The organism is Paenibacillus sp. EKM211P (genome assembly GCF_011066175.1).
Taxonomy (GTDB): domain Bacteria; phylum Bacillota; class Bacilli; order Paenibacillales; family Paenibacillaceae; genus Paenibacillus; species Paenibacillus polymyxa.
The window spans coordinates 56,801-74,229 of the sequence record NZ_JAAMNS010000021.1; the positions used below are offsets into that span (position 1 = coordinate 56,801).

Consider the following 17,429-nt stretch of genomic DNA (forward strand, 5'->3'; position numbering starts at 1 on the left):
TACTTGTTCCCGCAAAAAACTTTCTATATGATGACTATATATTCGATATCAACTCTCATTATAGTAGCAGAAAACCAATGGAGCACCAACTAAACCCAAATCTAAAGGAGTACATTTCATGTCCAATACATCAGATAAAAAACAGGAAATTCTGGATGCCTTTCTATTCAGACATGCCACGAAAGAATTCGACCCTAATCGCATCATACCGGAGGAGGATTTTCAATTCATTCTCGAAACTGGACGACTTTCCCCAAGCTCCGTAGGATTTGAACCTTGGCAGTTTGTAGTCGTACAAAATCAGGCATTGAGAGAAAAACTGGCTGCGGTTTCCAGTGGTGGTCAAAAGCAGATCCCAGCGGCCAGCCATGTCGTTTTGATTTTGGCACGTAAGGATGTCCGTTATGATTCACCTTACGTGGAGTACATGTATAAAGAGGTGAAGGGTATGTCTGACGAAGACTTTGCCTCCCTACCAGGCCGCTATAAGATTTTCCAAGGTGAAAACCAACGCCTGCTGGAAAACGAACGCACGTTATTCGACTGGGCCTCCAAGCAAACTTATATTGCCTTAGGTAATATGATGACAGCGGCAGCTCAGATCGGCATTGATTCCTGCCCGATTGAAGGCTTTAACTATGATCAGGTGCATGCCATTTTGGAGGAAGAAGGCCTGCTGGAGGACGGGCTGCTGGATATTTCAGTCATCGCTGCCTTCGGTTATCGTGCTCATGAACCCAAGCGGGAAAAATCCAGACAACCACTGGAGAAAGTTACACGTTGGGTCCTGTAACCTGCGACTCATACCCTTCCAAACCTTGGACATTAAAGCATCTAAAAAGCGGGCTTACGGCGCTTCATCTGAATGATGAACACACCGCAGCCCGCTTTTTTAGATCACTTCAATCTCTATTAAAATTCCTTTGGAAGCCAGGTTATCCAGGCACTCCTTCATATATTCGTCATCATGCTCCACATATGCGTCCGCGCCTGCCAGTTCCTCGCCTAGCTCCGCTTCCCAAGGTTCACACTGCTTACCACGATACAATGGCTGTTCCCATAGTGGATCAACATTGTATCCTCTGCTTTTCATTTCGTCCATAATGAGCTTATGATAGCGTACCAGCAGCATGGGGTGATAGTCGAACACATAATTCACTGTGGCGTGTGGCTTTCCCCACCCGTTCCCCCGCAGGGCACAACACTCACGATGTTGTCCCAACAGTTGGGGACGGGGCAGCTTGCCAATCAATTGTTCATGCCAAAGCCTCATGCTTCCACAACCTTATCTGTAGCTTTTTCTGTATTATTGGATTAGCATACGGATACCTGTCAGTACAATACCGATCAGGAAGCCTGTTACTGCGCCGTTAATACGTATCCACTGCAAATCCTGTCCCAGTTTGTCCTCCATCAGTGCAATCAGGGATTTGTTATCCATTTTGTCTACATTTTCGCGCACCAGGTTACCAATCCGGCTATGATTGGCTTCCACGAGACTAGTAATTCCTTCCACGATTCGTGCATTAATTTTGTCCAGCAATTCGGTATTCCCTCTTAAATCAGCCAGCATCCGATCCAGTAACGGTAAAATGTAGGTCGGCACATAGTCTTCGTCTTCCATATAGTTCAATAAGCGGGTACGAAGCTCTTCCATTTTACCGAGCACGGACGCTTCGCCTTCCCAAGCTTCAATAAGGCTATCCTTCCAGCCGTTCAGCCCTTCCTGAACCGTATCCTTCGTTGCCAATCGGGTCACCTGTGTTCTTAGACCGTCGATCACTGCCAGACGGCGCGGATGCTCTTCCCTTTGCAGCTCTGCTACCTGATCCAGCAGGAAATGACGAATCATTTCACCCATGCGCTCTTCGTTCAGATAGCCGAGGAAGGCGTTCAAGGCAAATTGCATCAGCCCGCTCACCTGCAAACCACTGACAGCCTGCATCCCTAAGGTGCCAAGTGTATAGCCTGTTTCCGGTCGCAAAAGCCAGGATTCCGCCTGCTCCAGCGTGTAATCCAGTGCACGAATATCATAGCCCTTCTCACTGGATTGGCGGGCAAGCGCCTCCAGTAGTGGTCCGGCATCGATGTCCGTCACCTGTCGCTTGATCTCAGCCACGATAATCGGAGCCAATTCCGCGAGCGGGAGCGACTGGACGAGCCGCTTGGCGAGCACATCTATCGATGCTGCTGCTTCTGGTGTACGCAATCCTTTTTCCACACCGCCCAGCATCAGCTCCGCCAAACGAATGTCCGCGATTTTAGAAGCAATGCTGTCTTTGTTCAGCAAGTTATTTTCCACCGTATTCACCAATGCATTCGTGAGCTTGTCCCTATTTTTAGGGAGAAGCGCCGTATGTGGTATCGGGATGCCTAGCGGATGACGGAACAATGCTGTGACAGCGAACCAGTCTGCCAGTCCCCCTACAAGTCCTGCCTCAAAGGCTCCGGCTAACAATCGAGCCCAGCCATATTGCTGGAAGGGCACGGTGGCTGCAAAGCCTGCCCCTAGAATAACGAGCGACCAAGCCGCTGCGGTTTTCGTATTTTTGGGTTTTTCCATCCTGTAATCCTCCAAACTGACTATCGATAAGTTAAGCAACTATACATATATTACCCATCATATCATTGCCTGTGTAATTTCCAAAGTTGAGAGCACTTATAATTCAACACATAAGGACATTTTTTGCGTAATTTTTTATGCATATATCTCTCTTTTTTACATTCATGTTCGTGAACCAAATCACAACACTGGGTCCAAAATCTCATTTTCAATAATAAGCCTTACGAACCATTTTATCAGAACCAAGTCCTAAATTTCGTAAACCGAAAGGAGAAGTGAATGGAAAAGTTGAATGGGCATGTAAGATATTTTTTTCAACACTATCCTATATTTGACCCCGGAAAGGATTTGAATCCATGATGACCTCAGAATTCTTTCAACAATATTCGACCTTTTATACGGATAACCAGGTTGAATATCCATAAGAAGCGAGGCTTCTATAAAGCTCAAACACAAATTTTGATATATAGACATATTTAATGTGATAAAATAAACTTTTATTAAATAGTAAATCATGTTTAATCAGCCATTATATATTGGTACATCAAACCAAGATAAGCTAGATAAAATTGCTTTTTTGTAAAGGAATTGAATATGACAACAGACCAAAAAAACATCGAGGGCCTCTGGAACGGCGAACCTGTCGTAATTGTGCGCACTCCCTCCGCTTTTGCCAAGCAATCCCTTTTATATATTCAGGAATTAGGCTATTTCCAAAAAACCTCTGATTTTACAATAGAAAGGAAAGAACTCACCTCCTTTTTGCTTGTTTTTACGCTGTCTGGTAAGGGAGAATTACTGTACCGGGACAAGAAATATATTTTAAAGCCTCATGATTTGTTTTTTATTAATTGCGATGAATATTTACAATATAGCACCTCCGGTGATGAAGCCTGGGAGTTTATCAGCTTATACCTGTACGGCAACCTGATCGAACATTTTTACGAACAATTTGCCAAGCATAATAAACCGGTAATATCCCTGCACAATCCATATGTTATATTGGACAAGCTGCATGCTCTAATCTACGGGCAGTCTGATCGAAGCCTTTCCGGCGAGCTACTAACGTCCAGACTCATTGGTGAAATACTGACGTATATTTTGCAGCATCCTTATGATCATCGGTATGTAAATGCTGGAACACTCAGCGAAGTACGTCAGGTGCAGCAGTATTTGGACCAGTCCTACTGTGAGCGAATTACGCTGGACTCGCTGGCAGACATGTTCAACCTAAACAAATTTAATCTTGCTAAAAATTTCAAAAAACAGATTGGATTTTCTCCAATTGATTATCTCATTAATGTCCGGATCACAGCCGCTCAGGGATGGCTTAAAACCAGTGACATATCCATTGTGGATATCGCAAGGTACGTTGGGATTCCCAATACGAGCCATTTTATCAACCTATTCAAGGAACATGTAGGGGAAACACCTCATTCCTTCCGTAAAAAATGGGGAAACCGCTCCAAACTGTAAATAGGAGGTCTCCTGTACTCCGTTTGATAGACGATAGACGCACAAGCTATTCAAGCTAATGGCAAAGCTGTCGAAAGACAGTGACGCAAAACTATAGGGCCTTCCTACTCGGATGGCAGCCAGTTACCAGGTGAACGAGCTTTTTATTATGCCTTTTTACATAGCTCCATCACAAAATTGCTATACCTCTCTCGAAGAAAAAACCTTGATCACTATGATCAAGGTTTTTTTCTGTTGGGGTAGTCATGTCAACCTAGCATGCTGAATATACTAATTTCGAACTAGGAGGAGGGAAGGAAAACAATATAACACAACATAACCGCCGAAGCTTGCCATATTACGATGAATAGGAGAATCACTTGGAGCATGGGAACCAAAATAAATGTCATGATTATTGCCTTATTGCTCATTGTCCAAAGCTTTTTCAGCACCACACTGGCTTACGCAGATCCTCCTGCCCCTGAACTGCCGCACAGTGCTGTATCCGATCCTACAACCGTTACGGATGCTGTATATGCGGTCCCAAACCCTGAACCCCCTAAGGAGGTTCCGCCAAACACTGTCCCTTCCGTGCAAGGAGCAGCTCATTCAAAGTCTCAAAAGGAAGCAGCTCCCCAGAGTATACTAACGAAGTTGAGTCTAACGGACGAAGCCGGACGTGTCATTGATGCGGTATATAATCCAGGTAGTACGTTCGACATTGGATCAGCCATCCAACTTGGCTATGAATGGGAGCTTCCTGACGATACTTATAAAGCAGGGGATACCTTCACCTTTCACTTACCAGAACAGTTTGTCATCTACACTGATATCTCATCTCCGCTAGTGACTACAGACGGGACCGTGGGGTTCTTTACAGTAGATCGTCAGGGTAAGGTCATCATGACCTTTAACCAATATGTAGAGAACCATTCCCATGTCAGCGGCAAACTGCAAATTAAAACCGAATTCACAAAAGAAACGGTGAAAGGCAGCACAGAAGTCATCATTGCGATTCCAATTAAAGGCGGGGTTCAAACGGTCATCGTAAATGTGAAGCCCCAGTCAGGGCCAACCTTAAGCAAGCAAGGAAAAATAAATGGCACCCACCAGATCGACTGGGCCATTGATGTGAACAAACAGCTAAACACCGTTAAACACGCCCTCATTACTGATCCAACTCCTTCAGGACTGGAACTCGTGAGAGGCTCTATCCGACTCTATCATCTGCAAGTCAATATCGATGGCACGACCGTTGTCAAAGACCTAGTGAATGCGAGTAAATACGCCATTGAATCGGATCAAGCCGGGACCGGATTTGCAATTCGTTTTCAAGATGCTAGCATTAGCACTGCCTATCAGATCCAATACTCCACCCGCATTACTGGCAACGAAACTCGCTTTTCCAACACAGCGACGCTTTCAGGGGATGCGATAGATAACGTTGCTGCCACCGCTACAGTTCAGGTGGAGCGTGGTGAATTTTTGTCCAAAAAAGTTGAAAAGTATGATCATGCCACACAAACACTCTCGTGGGCCATAAGATATAACTTTGGCGAGACAAAAATCCCCGAAGCCAAAGCCCTTTTAATTGATCATTTCAACAAAACTCAAAAATTGCTGCCCGGTTCTTTGAAAGTATTTAAGGGAAATACACTGGAGGAGCTTCCATCGTGGGCGTACACCGTCATCCCGGTTGACTATCCCGACCGTAACGGCTTCAAACTTCAATTCAACTTCGACGTAGATTCAGCCTATACCATCCGATATCAGACCCAGGCTAGAGGCCGCGTCTATGAAGATGAAAAAGTTACAAACATCATCACCACAGATGGAACCCAGAAGATCATATCGACGGAAATCACAAGCGGAGTTATGACTAAAATGTATGACACGCCCAATTACAACACGAAAGTCATACCTTGGGTGATCACCATTAATACAGACTCATACACCATGAAAAATATTGTCATTAAGGATGTGTTCCCTAATGGGGGCCTCGCCTTGTTGCCCGACACCCTGAAAATTCAAAGTGTTGACGGTACAACGGAACTACTCGCGCCCATGGATTATGAGCTAGTTCCACGATCAGCGGACTATAAACAAGGGTTTACACTTATCTTTCATAAAACGATTCAGAAAGCTTATACGATCAAATATTCAACCATCTATAATAATGACTGGAAAACAGATACGACGAAGCCCGAATTTCGCAACAAATCCTTTATAGATTATCAGTATGAAAATGGTGAAACATCGTCGCATGAGGTGGAATGCCCGATCTGGCCGGACTTTATGACACAACGGAACGGGGCCAAGCAAGGAAGCTATGATGCGAGCTCCAAACTCATTACCTGGGATATTAAAGCCAACTATAATCGCAAGATCCTGAATCATGCGGAAGTGAGAGATGTCTTATTGCAAGGTCAGAGGTTACTGCCTGGCTCCGTAAAAGTATACGATATGACCTTGCTGGGATGGTGGGATGGCGTACAAAAAGGGGCTGAAATCCCGGCAGATCAATATACGACGATCCTCCCCACTGAGCAAAATGGTAATGAATTGCGTATCCAGTTCAAGAAGCCGATACAGACTCCGTACTGGATTACCTTTCAAGCTTCATTGGAAGGAGAATTGATTGAAAAGGAAATTCATAATCGCGCTCTTCTACTGGATGGACAAAAAACCGTCTCCGATTGGGCAGCCCAAGTTACGGTACCTCATGGCGGGGAATATGTGTCTAAGGCCGGCGCACAAAATGGAAATAAGATCGACTGGAGCATTCGTATCAATGAAGGACAATCACATGTGTCCAACGCTAAAATAGTCGATCAGCCTAGCAGCAACCAAATCTTAATTGAAGATTCCTTCCATTTATACTCTACAATCATGGCTGCCAATGGAAATACCACCAAGGGCACCGAATTAATCAAAAACCGAGATTACTGGCTTCACATCAAGACAGACACTCAGGGCCAGCAAACTTTTGAGCTTACTTTTGCCAAGGATATTTCCACTGCTTTTATTCTTGAATATCAATCGTTCATTCATGCTGAGGATAAAGCTAAGGTGAGCAACAAGGTTGCTTTTGCAGGAGATCGTTTGACGACAGAACTGCGGGAAACCAGTCAGGAAATCATCGTACGGACGTCTTCTGGCTCCGGTTCTGGTGGGGGCGTAACCGAAACTCTTGAACTGACCAAGGTGGATCAGGATGCTCCCGACAGAGTACTGCCTGGCGCCCGGTTTGCGCTCTATGATAAGGGACAAAAAAGAGTACCGCTTATACAAACGACCAATGCGGAAGGCAAAATCATCTTTTCCTCCTTGCTTCATGACGATTACATTTTGGAAGAATTGGCAGCACCGGAGGGGTATGAAATAACAGAGGGTAAACTTGAGATCAGAATAGACGCAGCACTCCAACAAAGCTCTGGCATAAAGAAGGTTGTGATCACCAATCGTAAAGAAAAGAAAAACGAACCCGAAACACCTGTAGACCCAGGCACACCTACCCACCCAGAGCCGTCTCCCCCAGCAGGAGGCTCCGGGAAAAAACATGATAAAGATCCCGAGGTGCCCGTGACACCATCTATAACCGTTCCTCCGTCACTGCCAAGGCCTTCGGAGGACATTGTCCCTCCACGGGAGGAACCCGCACCCACACCGCCGCCAGCAGCCCGGGAGGAACCCAAAGCACTGCCTGAACCACCAGCCGTCATGCCTCATCAAGATCCGTCTCCTCCAGTGGAGCCGAACGACGAGCCCAAACCTAAAATCCGTCTCCATGATCCAGAGAAAGTGCCAGAGGAGCCACCTGCGGTGCATCAGTTGCCCCAAACAGGAGAAAGTAGCCCCGTTCCGTTTTATTTGGCAGGCATCGCCATGATTATAAGCGGCGTATTTTTGAAATTTAGACGGACAAACAAAAAATAAATGCAATCTACCTGCCCTGATCTTCCGTCTCATTCCCGAGTGGAATGAGACGGAAATGGGGCTTTTTTTTTCAAAGTATGTATCATCCGTACATTGCTTAGGGGAGATGAGATTGCTGAATCTGCGTAAACTTTCATATCTGTTTATTGGGTTGGGCTTACTCTTTATTTTGTTTCCTAAAGCGACCGAATGGAATGAGGATCGAGAACAACACAAGCTGTTACAAGCAGCGGAGTTATCACTAGAAAAAAGCAATTCGGTATTGCCTTCTAGTCTTGCAGACAGCTATGCTCGCTTGTCCACTCGGGTAGCGGAAGCTCCGGTTAGTGAGGCACGGCAACATGCCTTTCCATCCCCCGCTCCCAATGCCAGCGTTAATGAACAAACTCCTATAGCCACTATTAGCATAAGTCGTATTGCTTTAAAGCTCCCTGTGTTGGAAGGCGCAACGAGGAAAAACATGAAATATGCGGCAGTACATATGCCGGAAACGGGAAAGCTGGGACAAGTGGGGAATGCTGCTATTGCTGCTCATCGAGCCCGTACTCCCGGACGTTTATTTAATCGTCTTCATGAACTGAAGATTGGAGATAAAATTGTTGTTAACGCTCAAGGTAGCCAGTATATGTATAAAGTTTACAGCATAAAGGTAGTCGATCCAATGGACGTGTCTGTTCTGAAAAGCTTCAAAAACCATAAGCTGCTCACGCTAATTACATGCGACCCTCTCGTGAATCCCACCCATCATCTCATTGTTCAAGCCAAGTTAAGCACCTAAACCTAGCTAAATCGCCCATTCCTATGGATAAAATAAATCAGGCGGGCTATTCCTGCTCGTTTACAGAAATACACCCGCCATAGTTCACATCATGCTTCAGTTGAATTCTTGGCAATCAGCTTGAAATCATCAAAGTGGAATCCTGGTGCAACAACACAGGTTACCAGCACAGGCTCATCCCCCAGCGGACGTGCCGTTTGCCATACTGTTCCTGGTACGAGTGCTTGTGGATGTTGTCCTGCCTCCACATCTGCACCAACGATAATGACCGTTTCTTCGCCAGGTTCTTCTCCACTTCCACCCAATTTTAGCTCTATAGGACTTCCGCTATGGTATAGCCACAGCTCATCAGAATGGACCACATGCCACTCGGAGAACTCACCCGGATGCAGCAAGAAATACGTAGACGAAGCTGCAAAGCGCGGACCGGAGTACACATCCGGCAGTACAGGCTTCGGAATTTGAAAATTGGCCTTCCACATCTCTTTGTACCAGCCGCCTTCTGGATGGGGCTCCATGCCCAATGCCGTGACTAGCGGTGAAATAGCTTTCGTCATTGTCTATCCTTCCTTTACCCTAAATTCCTTCTCCCCTACTGTAAAACATAGCGCTGCTTTTGTCACGTTTCTCCCTCTGCATGTCGAAGGTCAACAAACTATGTAAGATTTAATAACATTAAATTGTGGATCCATACTCGTTTTCATCATAAAAATAACAGAAAACTAGTAAAAATACATTCAAAAACATATTTTACGTAAAGTTTATTGACATAAAATCTTGTTTTTTATTGTAAGCTTATAGTATCATGAGAGAAATTTTGAAATTCTAATAGAGCTTAATCATGTCAGTCGTCTACTAAGCGATGTATTCAAGTCAAAAAAGGGGTGAGCTCTCTGATCCATTTTCGCAATGTCAACAAGCATTATGGTCACTTTCATGTACTTAAAGACATCAATCTTCAGATTAAGGAGGGCGAGGTCGTTGTCATCATCGGTCCCTCCGGCTCAGGTAAAAGCACCCTGCTTCGCTGCATCAATCGTCTGGAAACGATATCCGATGGGGAGCTAATCGTTAACGATGTCCCTGTGCATGACAAAAAGATTGATATTAATGCCTTCCGTCGCAATATCGGGATGGTATTCCAACATTTCAATCTCTACCCCCATAAAAAGGTGATTGAGAACATTGTACTGGCACCGATGAAGGTACTGGGCATCCCGAAAGAAGAAGCTATTCAAACAGCCCTCACCTATCTGAAGCGTGTCGGAATCGAGGAAAAGGCACAGAGCTACCCCGCCCAATTGTCCGGTGGACAGCAGCAGCGGGTGGCGATCGCCCGTGGACTCGCGATGAATCCGAAAATTATGCTGTTTGACGAGCCTACTTCAGCCCTGGACCCCGAAACCATCGGAGAGGTGCTGGATGTCATGCGCTCGCTTGCCCATCAGGGCATCACGATGGTCATCGTCACTCATGAAATGGGCTTTGCCCGTGAAGTGGCAGACCGCGTGATTTTTATGGACAAAGGACAGATCCTGGAAGATAGCCAACCTGCTGAGTTTTTTCAGAATCCGGGTGAAGAACGGGCTCGCCTGTTCCTGAGCCGTCTGATTCATCATTAAACAGACTATTAATGGAATAAAAATCGAAAGGGGATCATCTTGATGAGAAAAAGATTTCAGTGGAGTACTTTGGTGCTGGTTGCATTATCCTGTCTGCTCGTCTTGGCAGGCTGTGGAGGCAAGCAAGAAGCAACAACGTCAGGAAATGAGGCAGCAGCTTCCAACGGGCTGGAAGCCATCAAACAGCGTGGCAAGCTGGTCATTGGGGTGAAGTACGATACCAAGTTGTTCGGACTAAAAGACCCGGCTAGCGGGAAGGTCGAGGGCTTTGATATCGACATCGCCAAGGCTGTAGCCAAGCATATTTTTGGTGATGAAACCAAGCTTGAGCTCAAGGAAGTCACGTCCAAAACACGAATCACCTTACTGCAAAATGGGGACATCGACGCTATTATCGCCACGATGACCATTTCGGATGAACGCAAAAAACAGGTCGATTTCAGCGATGTCTACTTTAATGCAGGGCAATCCCTGCTTGTGAAAAAGGGAAGCCCGATCACAGGTCTGGAGTCCCTGACTCCCGATACCAAGGTGCTCGCTGTTAAAGGCTCTACCTCCGCAAAAAATATCCGCGAAAAAGCGCCTAAAGCAACGATTTTAGAGTTTGAAAACTATCAGGATGCCTTCAACGCCCTCAAGGCAGGTAAAGGGCAAGCGCTGACGACCGATAACTCTATTCTGCTTGGCATGCAGCAGCAAGATCCGAATTATACCCTAGTAGGCGGGAACTTCACAGAGGAACCTTACGGTATCGCAGTGAAGAAGGGACAAACCGAACTGCTGCAAGCCATTAATGATACGATCAAGGAACTGAAAAGCAATGGTGAATACGATAAGCTGCATGAGCAATGGCTTGGGGTTAAACCCGAATAATGATCTTGTGAAGGAGCCGCGATTGCGTGCTCCTTCCTTTCTTAGCTCTGGATAAGGAGGTATACCCGTAGATGCTTACTTTTGATATCAACGTACTTCTCGATCATGGCGACCGTTTTAGAGAGGGCTTGCTTCATACCGTTCAAGCTAGTGTTATTGCCTTGATCGGAAGCTTTATTCTGGGCGCTATCATTGCCATCTTCCGAATTGCACCTTTTAAATGGCTAAACTGGATCGGTACTGTCTATGTAGAGGTCATCCGCAATATTCCATTGCTGATTGTCGTACTGTTTTTTTATCTCGGTCTTCCCACTTTGGGCATCCCCTTGGATGGCTTTGTATCTGGAACGCTTGGATTGACTGTGTACACAGCCTCTTTCATTGCAGAAGCTATACGTGCCGGCATTCAATCTGTACCCAAAGGACAATTTGAAGCGGCAATATCCTCCGGGTTGAATTACAACCAGACGATGATCAGCATTATTTTACCGCAAGCCATCAAAATTGTACTGCCTGCAATCGGCAACCAATTCATCAATCTGGTCAAAAACTCTTCCGTGCTGGCCATTGTGGCCGGACTGGATCTCATGTATTACTCGGATCTCATTAACTCGGATACCTTCCTGCCCATCACAGTCTATGCGATCACGGCGCTGCTGTATCTTGTATTGACGGTTCCGCTCAGCTTTCTCGTGTTATTTATGGAGCGACGCTTGTCCAAAACATCCTAAGGAGGGAAGCCCGTATGGATTTCGGTGGATTGTTTGCATGGCCTAATGTGCGTTTTATACTGGAGGGCTTCCTGCTCACGCTGGAAGTCGCCATTTACTCTATCATATTCAGCTTCGCTCTTGGTATCGTATTCGGCATTCTGCGCTATACCCGCTTACCTGTGCTCTCACAGGTTGCAGCCTTTATCATTGATCTGATTCGCAATCTGCCCTTATTGCTCATTATTTTCTTCATCGGCATGGTTTTGCCATCCATCGGATTTTCAATTTCCCTCAAGTGGGCAGCCATCACAGGACTGTCAATCTTCGAGGGAGCCATGATCGCCGAGATTGTGCGCAGTGGTCTGAATTCGGTCCATAAAGGACAGGTGGAAGCCGCACGTTCCTCCGGTCTAAGCTATTCTCAAACCTTATGGCATATCATTCTGCCCCAAGCGCTTCGTCGCATGGTGCCCCCGATTGTCAGCCAGTTCATTTCCCTATTTAAGGATACGTCACTGGCTGTCATTATCAGTTTGCCGGAGCTGACGCATAACATTCAGATCGTCGGTGGACAAAATCAATCCTTTGTCATTCCAGCTCTGCTGTTCGCTGCTTTCCTGTACTTTGCCGTTAATTACAGTATGTCACTGATTGCACGCAGGTTGGAGGTTCGTACACATTAAGGCTTGTGATACTCATCACGGTTGCCATTAGTTGGAGCGCTCTGTCAGCACAGCTTGTATCTTATCTATCAATCGTTTCACTGCTTCTCCCTGGTAACGGTCAGCTCGATAAATCAACTCTAGCTGTCCTTGAGGCGCACCACGCAAAATAGGCACCGTGCAAAAATGCGAACGATCCAGTTCGGCCGCAAGAGACTTCGTCTGTAAGGTTACGGCAAGTTCCTCCTGCACCCAGCGCAGGATTGAAGCTATAGAATTGGTTTCCAAGACGGTTGCAAAGGGATACCCGCGATCACGAAAGCATTTCTCAATCAGCTTCCTGCCGGGATGGCATTCTGGCTGCATCGCCCAGGGTACATGCCTCAATTCGTCCAGCATAATGGAAGAACGGTTGGAAAATGCATGGTTTACCGGGACAATAAGACAGTAGTTCTCTGTGCGAAGAGGAAGCCGGACAAGCCTTTCATCTGTACCCGAGTGTAGGGTGATGCCAACATCCACACGGTTATCCAGCAGCTGTTCTGTTACATCAAAGGATGGGCAGATGTGCAAGCTGATTTTAGGAAATGACCGATGAAAATGGGCAAGCATCTTTTGCAAAGGCTCCTCCAGCTCAGGTAATGCGATACCAATCCGTAAACTTCCACGTTGCTCGGTACGCAGCTCCTCAATGGATGCCTTTGCTTGCTGTAACCCCTTGAGCGCATGGGCACTGTGTTGTAGCAGCAGTTTACCGGCATCTGTCATTTTAATTTTCTTGCCTGCGCGGTCAAAGAGCGTCATGCCCAGTTCCTCCTCCAGCGCCTTAATTTGTAAGCTAAGTGTGGGTTGAGAGATACCGATCTTTTCCGAAGCCTTCGTAAAATGCAGTTCCTCGCATACGGCAATGAAGTATTGAAGCTGACGTATTTCCGTCTTCCTTCTCTCCCTTCGAAAATCCAAGAATGTTTGCATGGACAGGTCAAAAGAAGCGCGAGATCGGATCATTCCGGTTCGCGCTTCTTCGCAGGTTATTGCGCTTTTTTTAGATTATTGATCTACTTCTGCTTTTTCCGAAGTCAACGTAATATTCGCAAACACGTCTGCATCGTACTCCTTGCCACGGGTAATATCGTAATTGGCTACCCGATTATTCACTGCCTCCAGCGAATAACGGAATAACGTCGGTACAATGGGCGCCTCCTCGCTCATATACGCCTGCCACTGGTTGTATATATCTTTACGATAATTGTCGTCAAAGGCTTTCACAGACACCCCTTCCTGCAACAGCTTATCATTCTCTTCACTGGTAAAGCGCGAGTAGTTAAAGCTGGCTCCGCGTCCATACAGCCCACTAGGGTCTACATCTGTACCCGTACTCCATGCGCCGCCAAAAATATCAATGCCAGGGTCATCCTTCTGCACACGGTCATAGAAAGAATTGAACTCAAGCAGACGACCGTCCACCAGTTCGACATGAAGCCCGACATCCTTCCAATTTTGCAAATAAAACTTCGCCAGCGATTCAGCTGTCGCATCCCCGCTCATTGCTGCATAATGGAGCACCAGTTCCTTACCTTTAGGGTCCTCACGGTATCCATCTCCATTGGTGTCCACATATCCTGCCTCGTCCAGCAGCTTTTTCGCCTTGTCTGGATCATACGCAATGCCCTTCGCATTCACATCATGGTATCCCTTGAAGGCGGGCGGGATCAGGGATGTCGCAGGAGTCCGAAGCCCATGATAGAGCTGCTTGCCAACCTGCTCATTATTCAGCGCGTAGCCAAGGGCCTGACGTAATGACTTGTTCGCCAACTTGGCGTTCGGGTCCATGATATTCAGACTCTTGGCCTGATCGAATTTGCCCAGCTTAAAGCCTACATAGCTATAAGACAATTCCTCCTGACCGAGAAACTGTACATTTTTCGGATTACTGGCCTCATTGTAACGGGTGGTCGGATAGCTGGCCCAGTCGATTTCTCCGCTTTTCAACGCCTCGGTAATGACATTCGGATTCACCACCTTCAGATGAAGGCCATCCAACTTGGGCGCACCGCGGAAATAATCTTCATTTTTGACGAATTCTACAGATTCACCTGTGACCATAGATTTAATTTTGAATGGCCCATAGCCAATCGGATGTTTACGGACAGGATCAGATCCGGCCATGTCCTTCACAGGAATGTTCTGGAACACCTTCTTCTCCAGTGGTGTGGACCAGAGTCCTGACTTTACCGAAGGATTAGGTTCCTTAAAATGAATGGTAACCTCTTTCTCATTCAGCACCTTGATGCCAGAAATGGTTTTGGTCTTGCCGGCGTGATAATCTTCCATCCCTACAATGTTGGTCATAAAACTATCATAACGCGGACCTTCGTAGTCTTTGTTACCGATCACTTCATAGGAAAAGGCATAGTCCTCTGCCGTTACGGGATTACCATCTGTCCAGTTCAGTTTGGGATCAATTTTGACAGTCACCGCCTTATTATCTGCGGAAAAGGAAATCGTCGCCGCTCCTTTATCGTCAATATTCAGATTGGAATCAATCGAAAACATGGAAGGGTAGAAAAACTGGAAGACTTCAAAATCCGGATTTCCATCATAAAATACAGGATTCAGAATACCTTCAAAAGGGGTGTCGGACACGAGTGCATAATTGATGATGCCGCCCTTAATCGGGGGTTTATCGTTCTTGACCCCCTTTGCCAGCGCAGTCGTATTCACCTGCTTGTTGTCGGACCCTGACCCACCTGTACCGTTAGACGATTTTGCTCCACTCGAAGTGGAAGGCGAGCCGCTGCATGCGGCCAAAGAAAGCACCAAAATGGCAGATAGAACAGGCAAAATTCCTTTTTTCCAGCTTTTAATCATTGTAAACCCCTCCTTGTCGTTGTCCTTATCCTTGAACTTCGGTTTAACCCAATCGTTGTCTGGCATCCGTGGCACGTTTGAGCGCCTGACCGATAAAATTAATCGCCAGCATCAGCACTAATATAAGCAGTGAGGCAGGCAACCACATCCACCAGCTGTTCTGCAATACATCCGGGTCATTGGCATAACTCACTAGTGTACCCAAGCTTGGAGTTGATTCTGGCAAGCCAAAGCCGAGATAGGACAGCCCGGTCTCAATCCCGATATTTCCTGCAAGACTGAGCGTTAGATTAACAATCACAACAGAGCTGAGATTGGGCAGCACACCCAACCAGATGATCTTCCAATTGGGTGTGCCAAGGGTTTTGGAAGCCTGCACGTAGTCCAGCTCCCGCTCCGACAGTACCTTGGCCCGGATCAGGCGCGCTTTTCCAATCCACAAAAAGGCAGTCATAATGAAAATAAAGGACCCTATGCCACTTTTGGGCACAATGCTGACAAATACGATAACCAGCATCAAGAATGGAAGCACTAGGATAAAATCAATGATTCGCATGATGATGTTATCGACCATTCCTCCATAAAACCCAGCCAGTAAGCCCAGCGTCAAGCCAATGGCGGCGGATAACAAAGTAATCGTAAAGCCAATGGTAAAGGAATTGCGGGCCCCAATGACCAACTGGCCGAATATATCCCTGCCCGCTCGGTCCGTACCCAGCCAGTGCACTGAGCCGGGAGCTTCGCGGATCGCGCCCAAATCGACCGTCGTGACTACATCCTGATTGACAAACAGGACAGAGGCATAAATAAAAATCAAGAACAGAGCCACAAACCCAATGGAAATCAAGGCCATTTTGTCACGTACCAGCTCACGACGCAGTACAGACCAACTGGATGGTGATTTACGAATGATTTCCGGCGAGAAGACCTCCTCCACCTGCATAGACACCATAACCCCTCCTTTTCTCTAGACTTGTTCGCTATTCAATTCGAATGCGTGGATCGACCTTGCTCAGGATGACATCAGATAAAAGGGTTCCTAATAGTGCCAAGAAGCCGGAGATCATGACCAGCGCGTTCACGACTGAAAAGTCCCGTTGGGTGATAGACTGAAGAAACAACTGGCCCAATCCCGGATAACCAAAAATAGATTCCAGGAAAATGTTGCCGGCAATCACACCCGTCAGGTCGTAGCCCAAAAAAGCAGCAATGGGTAATAAAGAGTTCTTGAAAATATGACGGGAATAGATCTTTCCTTCGGGTACCCCCTTGGAACGTGCTGTTTTCACAAAATCCTTTAGGCGTGTGTCAATGACCTCATTGCGCAAATACTGAATTGTAGCCGTCGTACTGAGCAATGCGCCTGTAACCGCCGGTAGTATGAGATGATACGATTTATTCACGTAATATGACCATGTCCCCGGTTCAACACCTACATCCACACTGCCGCTGGTTGGAAACCAGCCAAGTCTGAATCCAAACACGTACAGCAGCAGCAACGCGAGTATAAACAGAGGTGTTGCAAAGCTGAGATAGGTATACCCCACCACGGTTTTATCCAGCAGACTATGCTGATACCGACCACTGAGTACTCCCAGCGGAATGGCGATCAGATACGTCAGAACCAGAATCACTACACCCAGAAAGAACGTGTTCCCCAAACGACTGCCAATCAAGTCGGTAACGCTAATTTTATGTACATAAGATTTGCCCAGATCCCCATGAGCAAGCTGGACGAGCCAGTTCCCATATTGCACCCACACCGGGTCATTGAGTCCCAGTTTTTGCCGCTGTTCTTCCAGTGCAGCCGGATTCAGATTGGGTGTTGAAGTGATGAGCCCTGTCAGGGCATCCCCTGGCATAGCCTTAGCTAGGAAAAATATAAGCACACTCAGTGCAAAAAGTTGAGGGATCATAACCAGCAGTCGACGCATTGTAAATTTCCACATATTCTGT

General features: G+C 46.5%; 15 protein-coding genes and 1 riboswitch. Of the genes, 8 read left to right on the plus strand and 7 right to left on the minus strand.

Translation table 11 applies throughout. The annotated features are described in order from the left end of the window. Positions 1-118: 118 nt before the first annotated feature. Positions 119-793, plus strand: coding sequence for an NAD(P)H-dependent oxidoreductase (locus tag G9G57_RS23000; RefSeq protein WP_017427185.1), 675 nt, complete (start codon positions 119-121; stop codon positions 791-793). Positions 794-892: 99 nt separating this feature from the next. Here the strand turns inward: G9G57_RS23000 and G9G57_RS23005 are convergent, their stop codons facing one another. Then, a complete protein-coding gene (locus G9G57_RS23005) occupies positions 893-1,273 on the minus strand; it encodes a TIGR02328 family protein (RefSeq protein ID WP_016818852.1) in 381 nt (126 codons plus the stop codon). Positions 1,274-1,306: 33 nt separating this feature from the next. Continuing rightward, positions 1,307-2,563, minus strand: coding sequence for a DUF445 domain-containing protein (locus G9G57_RS23010; protein WP_016818853.1), 1,257 nt, complete (start codon positions 2,561-2,563; stop codon positions 1,307-1,309). 594 nt (positions 2,564-3,157) lie between these two features. Here G9G57_RS23010 and G9G57_RS23015 point away from each other — a divergent pair. The 3 genes from G9G57_RS23015 to G9G57_RS23025 all read left to right on the plus strand — a co-directional run bounded on the left by G9G57_RS23015 (position 3,158) and on the right by G9G57_RS23025 (position 8,732). Next, positions 3,158-4,039 carry an AraC family transcriptional regulator gene (locus G9G57_RS23015; protein WP_164965594.1) on the plus strand — a complete coding sequence of 294 codons (882 nt, stop codon included), beginning with the start codon at positions 3,158-3,160 and terminating at the stop codon, positions 4,037-4,039. 50 nt (positions 4,040-4,089) lie between these two features. Further along, a riboswitch (cyclic di-GMP riboswitch) is annotated at positions 4,090-4,170 on the plus strand. A gap of 235 nt (positions 4,171-4,405) precedes the next feature. After that, a complete protein-coding gene (locus tag G9G57_RS23020; protein ID WP_164965595.1) occupies positions 4,406-7,954 on the plus strand; it encodes an LPXTG cell wall anchor domain-containing protein in 3,549 nt (1,182 codons plus the stop codon). Positions 7,955-8,066: 112 nt separating this feature from the next. Then, positions 8,067-8,732, plus strand: a complete 666-nt coding sequence (locus tag G9G57_RS23025) for a class D sortase (RefSeq protein ID WP_017427182.1) — start codon at positions 8,067-8,069, stop codon at positions 8,730-8,732. Between the two features lie 89 nt (positions 8,733-8,821). On the opposite strand, the gene G9G57_RS23030 is transcribed toward G9G57_RS23025, so the two are convergent. Then, positions 8,822-9,289: a cupin domain-containing protein gene (locus tag G9G57_RS23030; protein ID WP_016818857.1), complete on the minus strand. Its 468-nt coding sequence runs from the start codon at positions 9,287-9,289 to the stop codon at positions 8,822-8,824. Between the two features lie 327 nt (positions 9,290-9,616). Between G9G57_RS23030 and G9G57_RS23035 the strand changes: the two genes are divergently transcribed. The 4 genes from G9G57_RS23035 (at position 9,617) to G9G57_RS23050 (ending at position 12,623) form a co-directional block, all read left to right on the plus strand. Continuing rightward, complete coding sequence (locus G9G57_RS23035; protein WP_017427181.1) at positions 9,617-10,354, plus strand: amino acid ABC transporter ATP-binding protein; 738 nt, start codon at positions 9,617-9,619, stop codon at positions 10,352-10,354. Between the two features lie 42 nt (positions 10,355-10,396). Continuing rightward, on the plus strand, positions 10,397-11,227 hold the full coding sequence (locus G9G57_RS23040) for a transporter substrate-binding domain-containing protein (RefSeq protein ID WP_016818859.1): 831 nt from the start codon (positions 10,397-10,399) through the stop codon (positions 11,225-11,227). Positions 11,228-11,298: 71 nt separating this feature from the next. Further along, on the plus strand, positions 11,299-11,958 hold the full coding sequence (locus G9G57_RS23045; protein WP_017427180.1) for an amino acid ABC transporter permease: 660 nt from the start codon (positions 11,299-11,301) through the stop codon (positions 11,956-11,958). A 14-nt stretch (positions 11,959-11,972) separates the two neighbouring features. Further along, positions 11,973-12,623, plus strand: a complete 651-nt coding sequence (locus G9G57_RS23050; protein ID WP_017427179.1) for an amino acid ABC transporter permease — start codon at positions 11,973-11,975, stop codon at positions 12,621-12,623. A gap of 27 nt (positions 12,624-12,650) precedes the next feature. Here G9G57_RS23050 and G9G57_RS23055 read toward each other — a convergent pair whose 3' ends face one another. The 4 genes from G9G57_RS23055 to opp4B are packed head-to-tail and all read right to left on the minus strand — an operon-like array spanning position 12,651 to position 17,422. Next, on the minus strand, positions 12,651-13,610 hold the full coding sequence (locus G9G57_RS23055; RefSeq protein ID WP_164965596.1) for a LysR family transcriptional regulator: 960 nt from the start codon (positions 13,608-13,610) through the stop codon (positions 12,651-12,653). A gap of 42 nt (positions 13,611-13,652) precedes the next feature. After that, positions 13,653-15,473: an oligopeptide ABC transporter substrate-binding protein gene (gene opp4A / locus G9G57_RS23060; protein ID WP_164965597.1), complete on the minus strand. Its 1,821-nt coding sequence runs from the start codon at positions 15,471-15,473 to the stop codon at positions 13,653-13,655. A 43-nt stretch (positions 15,474-15,516) separates the two neighbouring features. Continuing rightward, positions 15,517-16,416, minus strand: a complete 900-nt coding sequence (locus G9G57_RS23065) for an ABC transporter permease (RefSeq protein ID WP_017427176.1) — start codon at positions 16,414-16,416, stop codon at positions 15,517-15,519. 37 nt (positions 16,417-16,453) lie between these two features. Next, positions 16,454-17,422: an oligopeptide ABC transporter permease gene (gene opp4B, locus G9G57_RS23070; RefSeq protein WP_017427175.1), complete on the minus strand. Its 969-nt coding sequence runs from the start codon at positions 17,420-17,422 to the stop codon at positions 16,454-16,456. Positions 17,423-17,429: the final 7 nt, after the last annotated feature.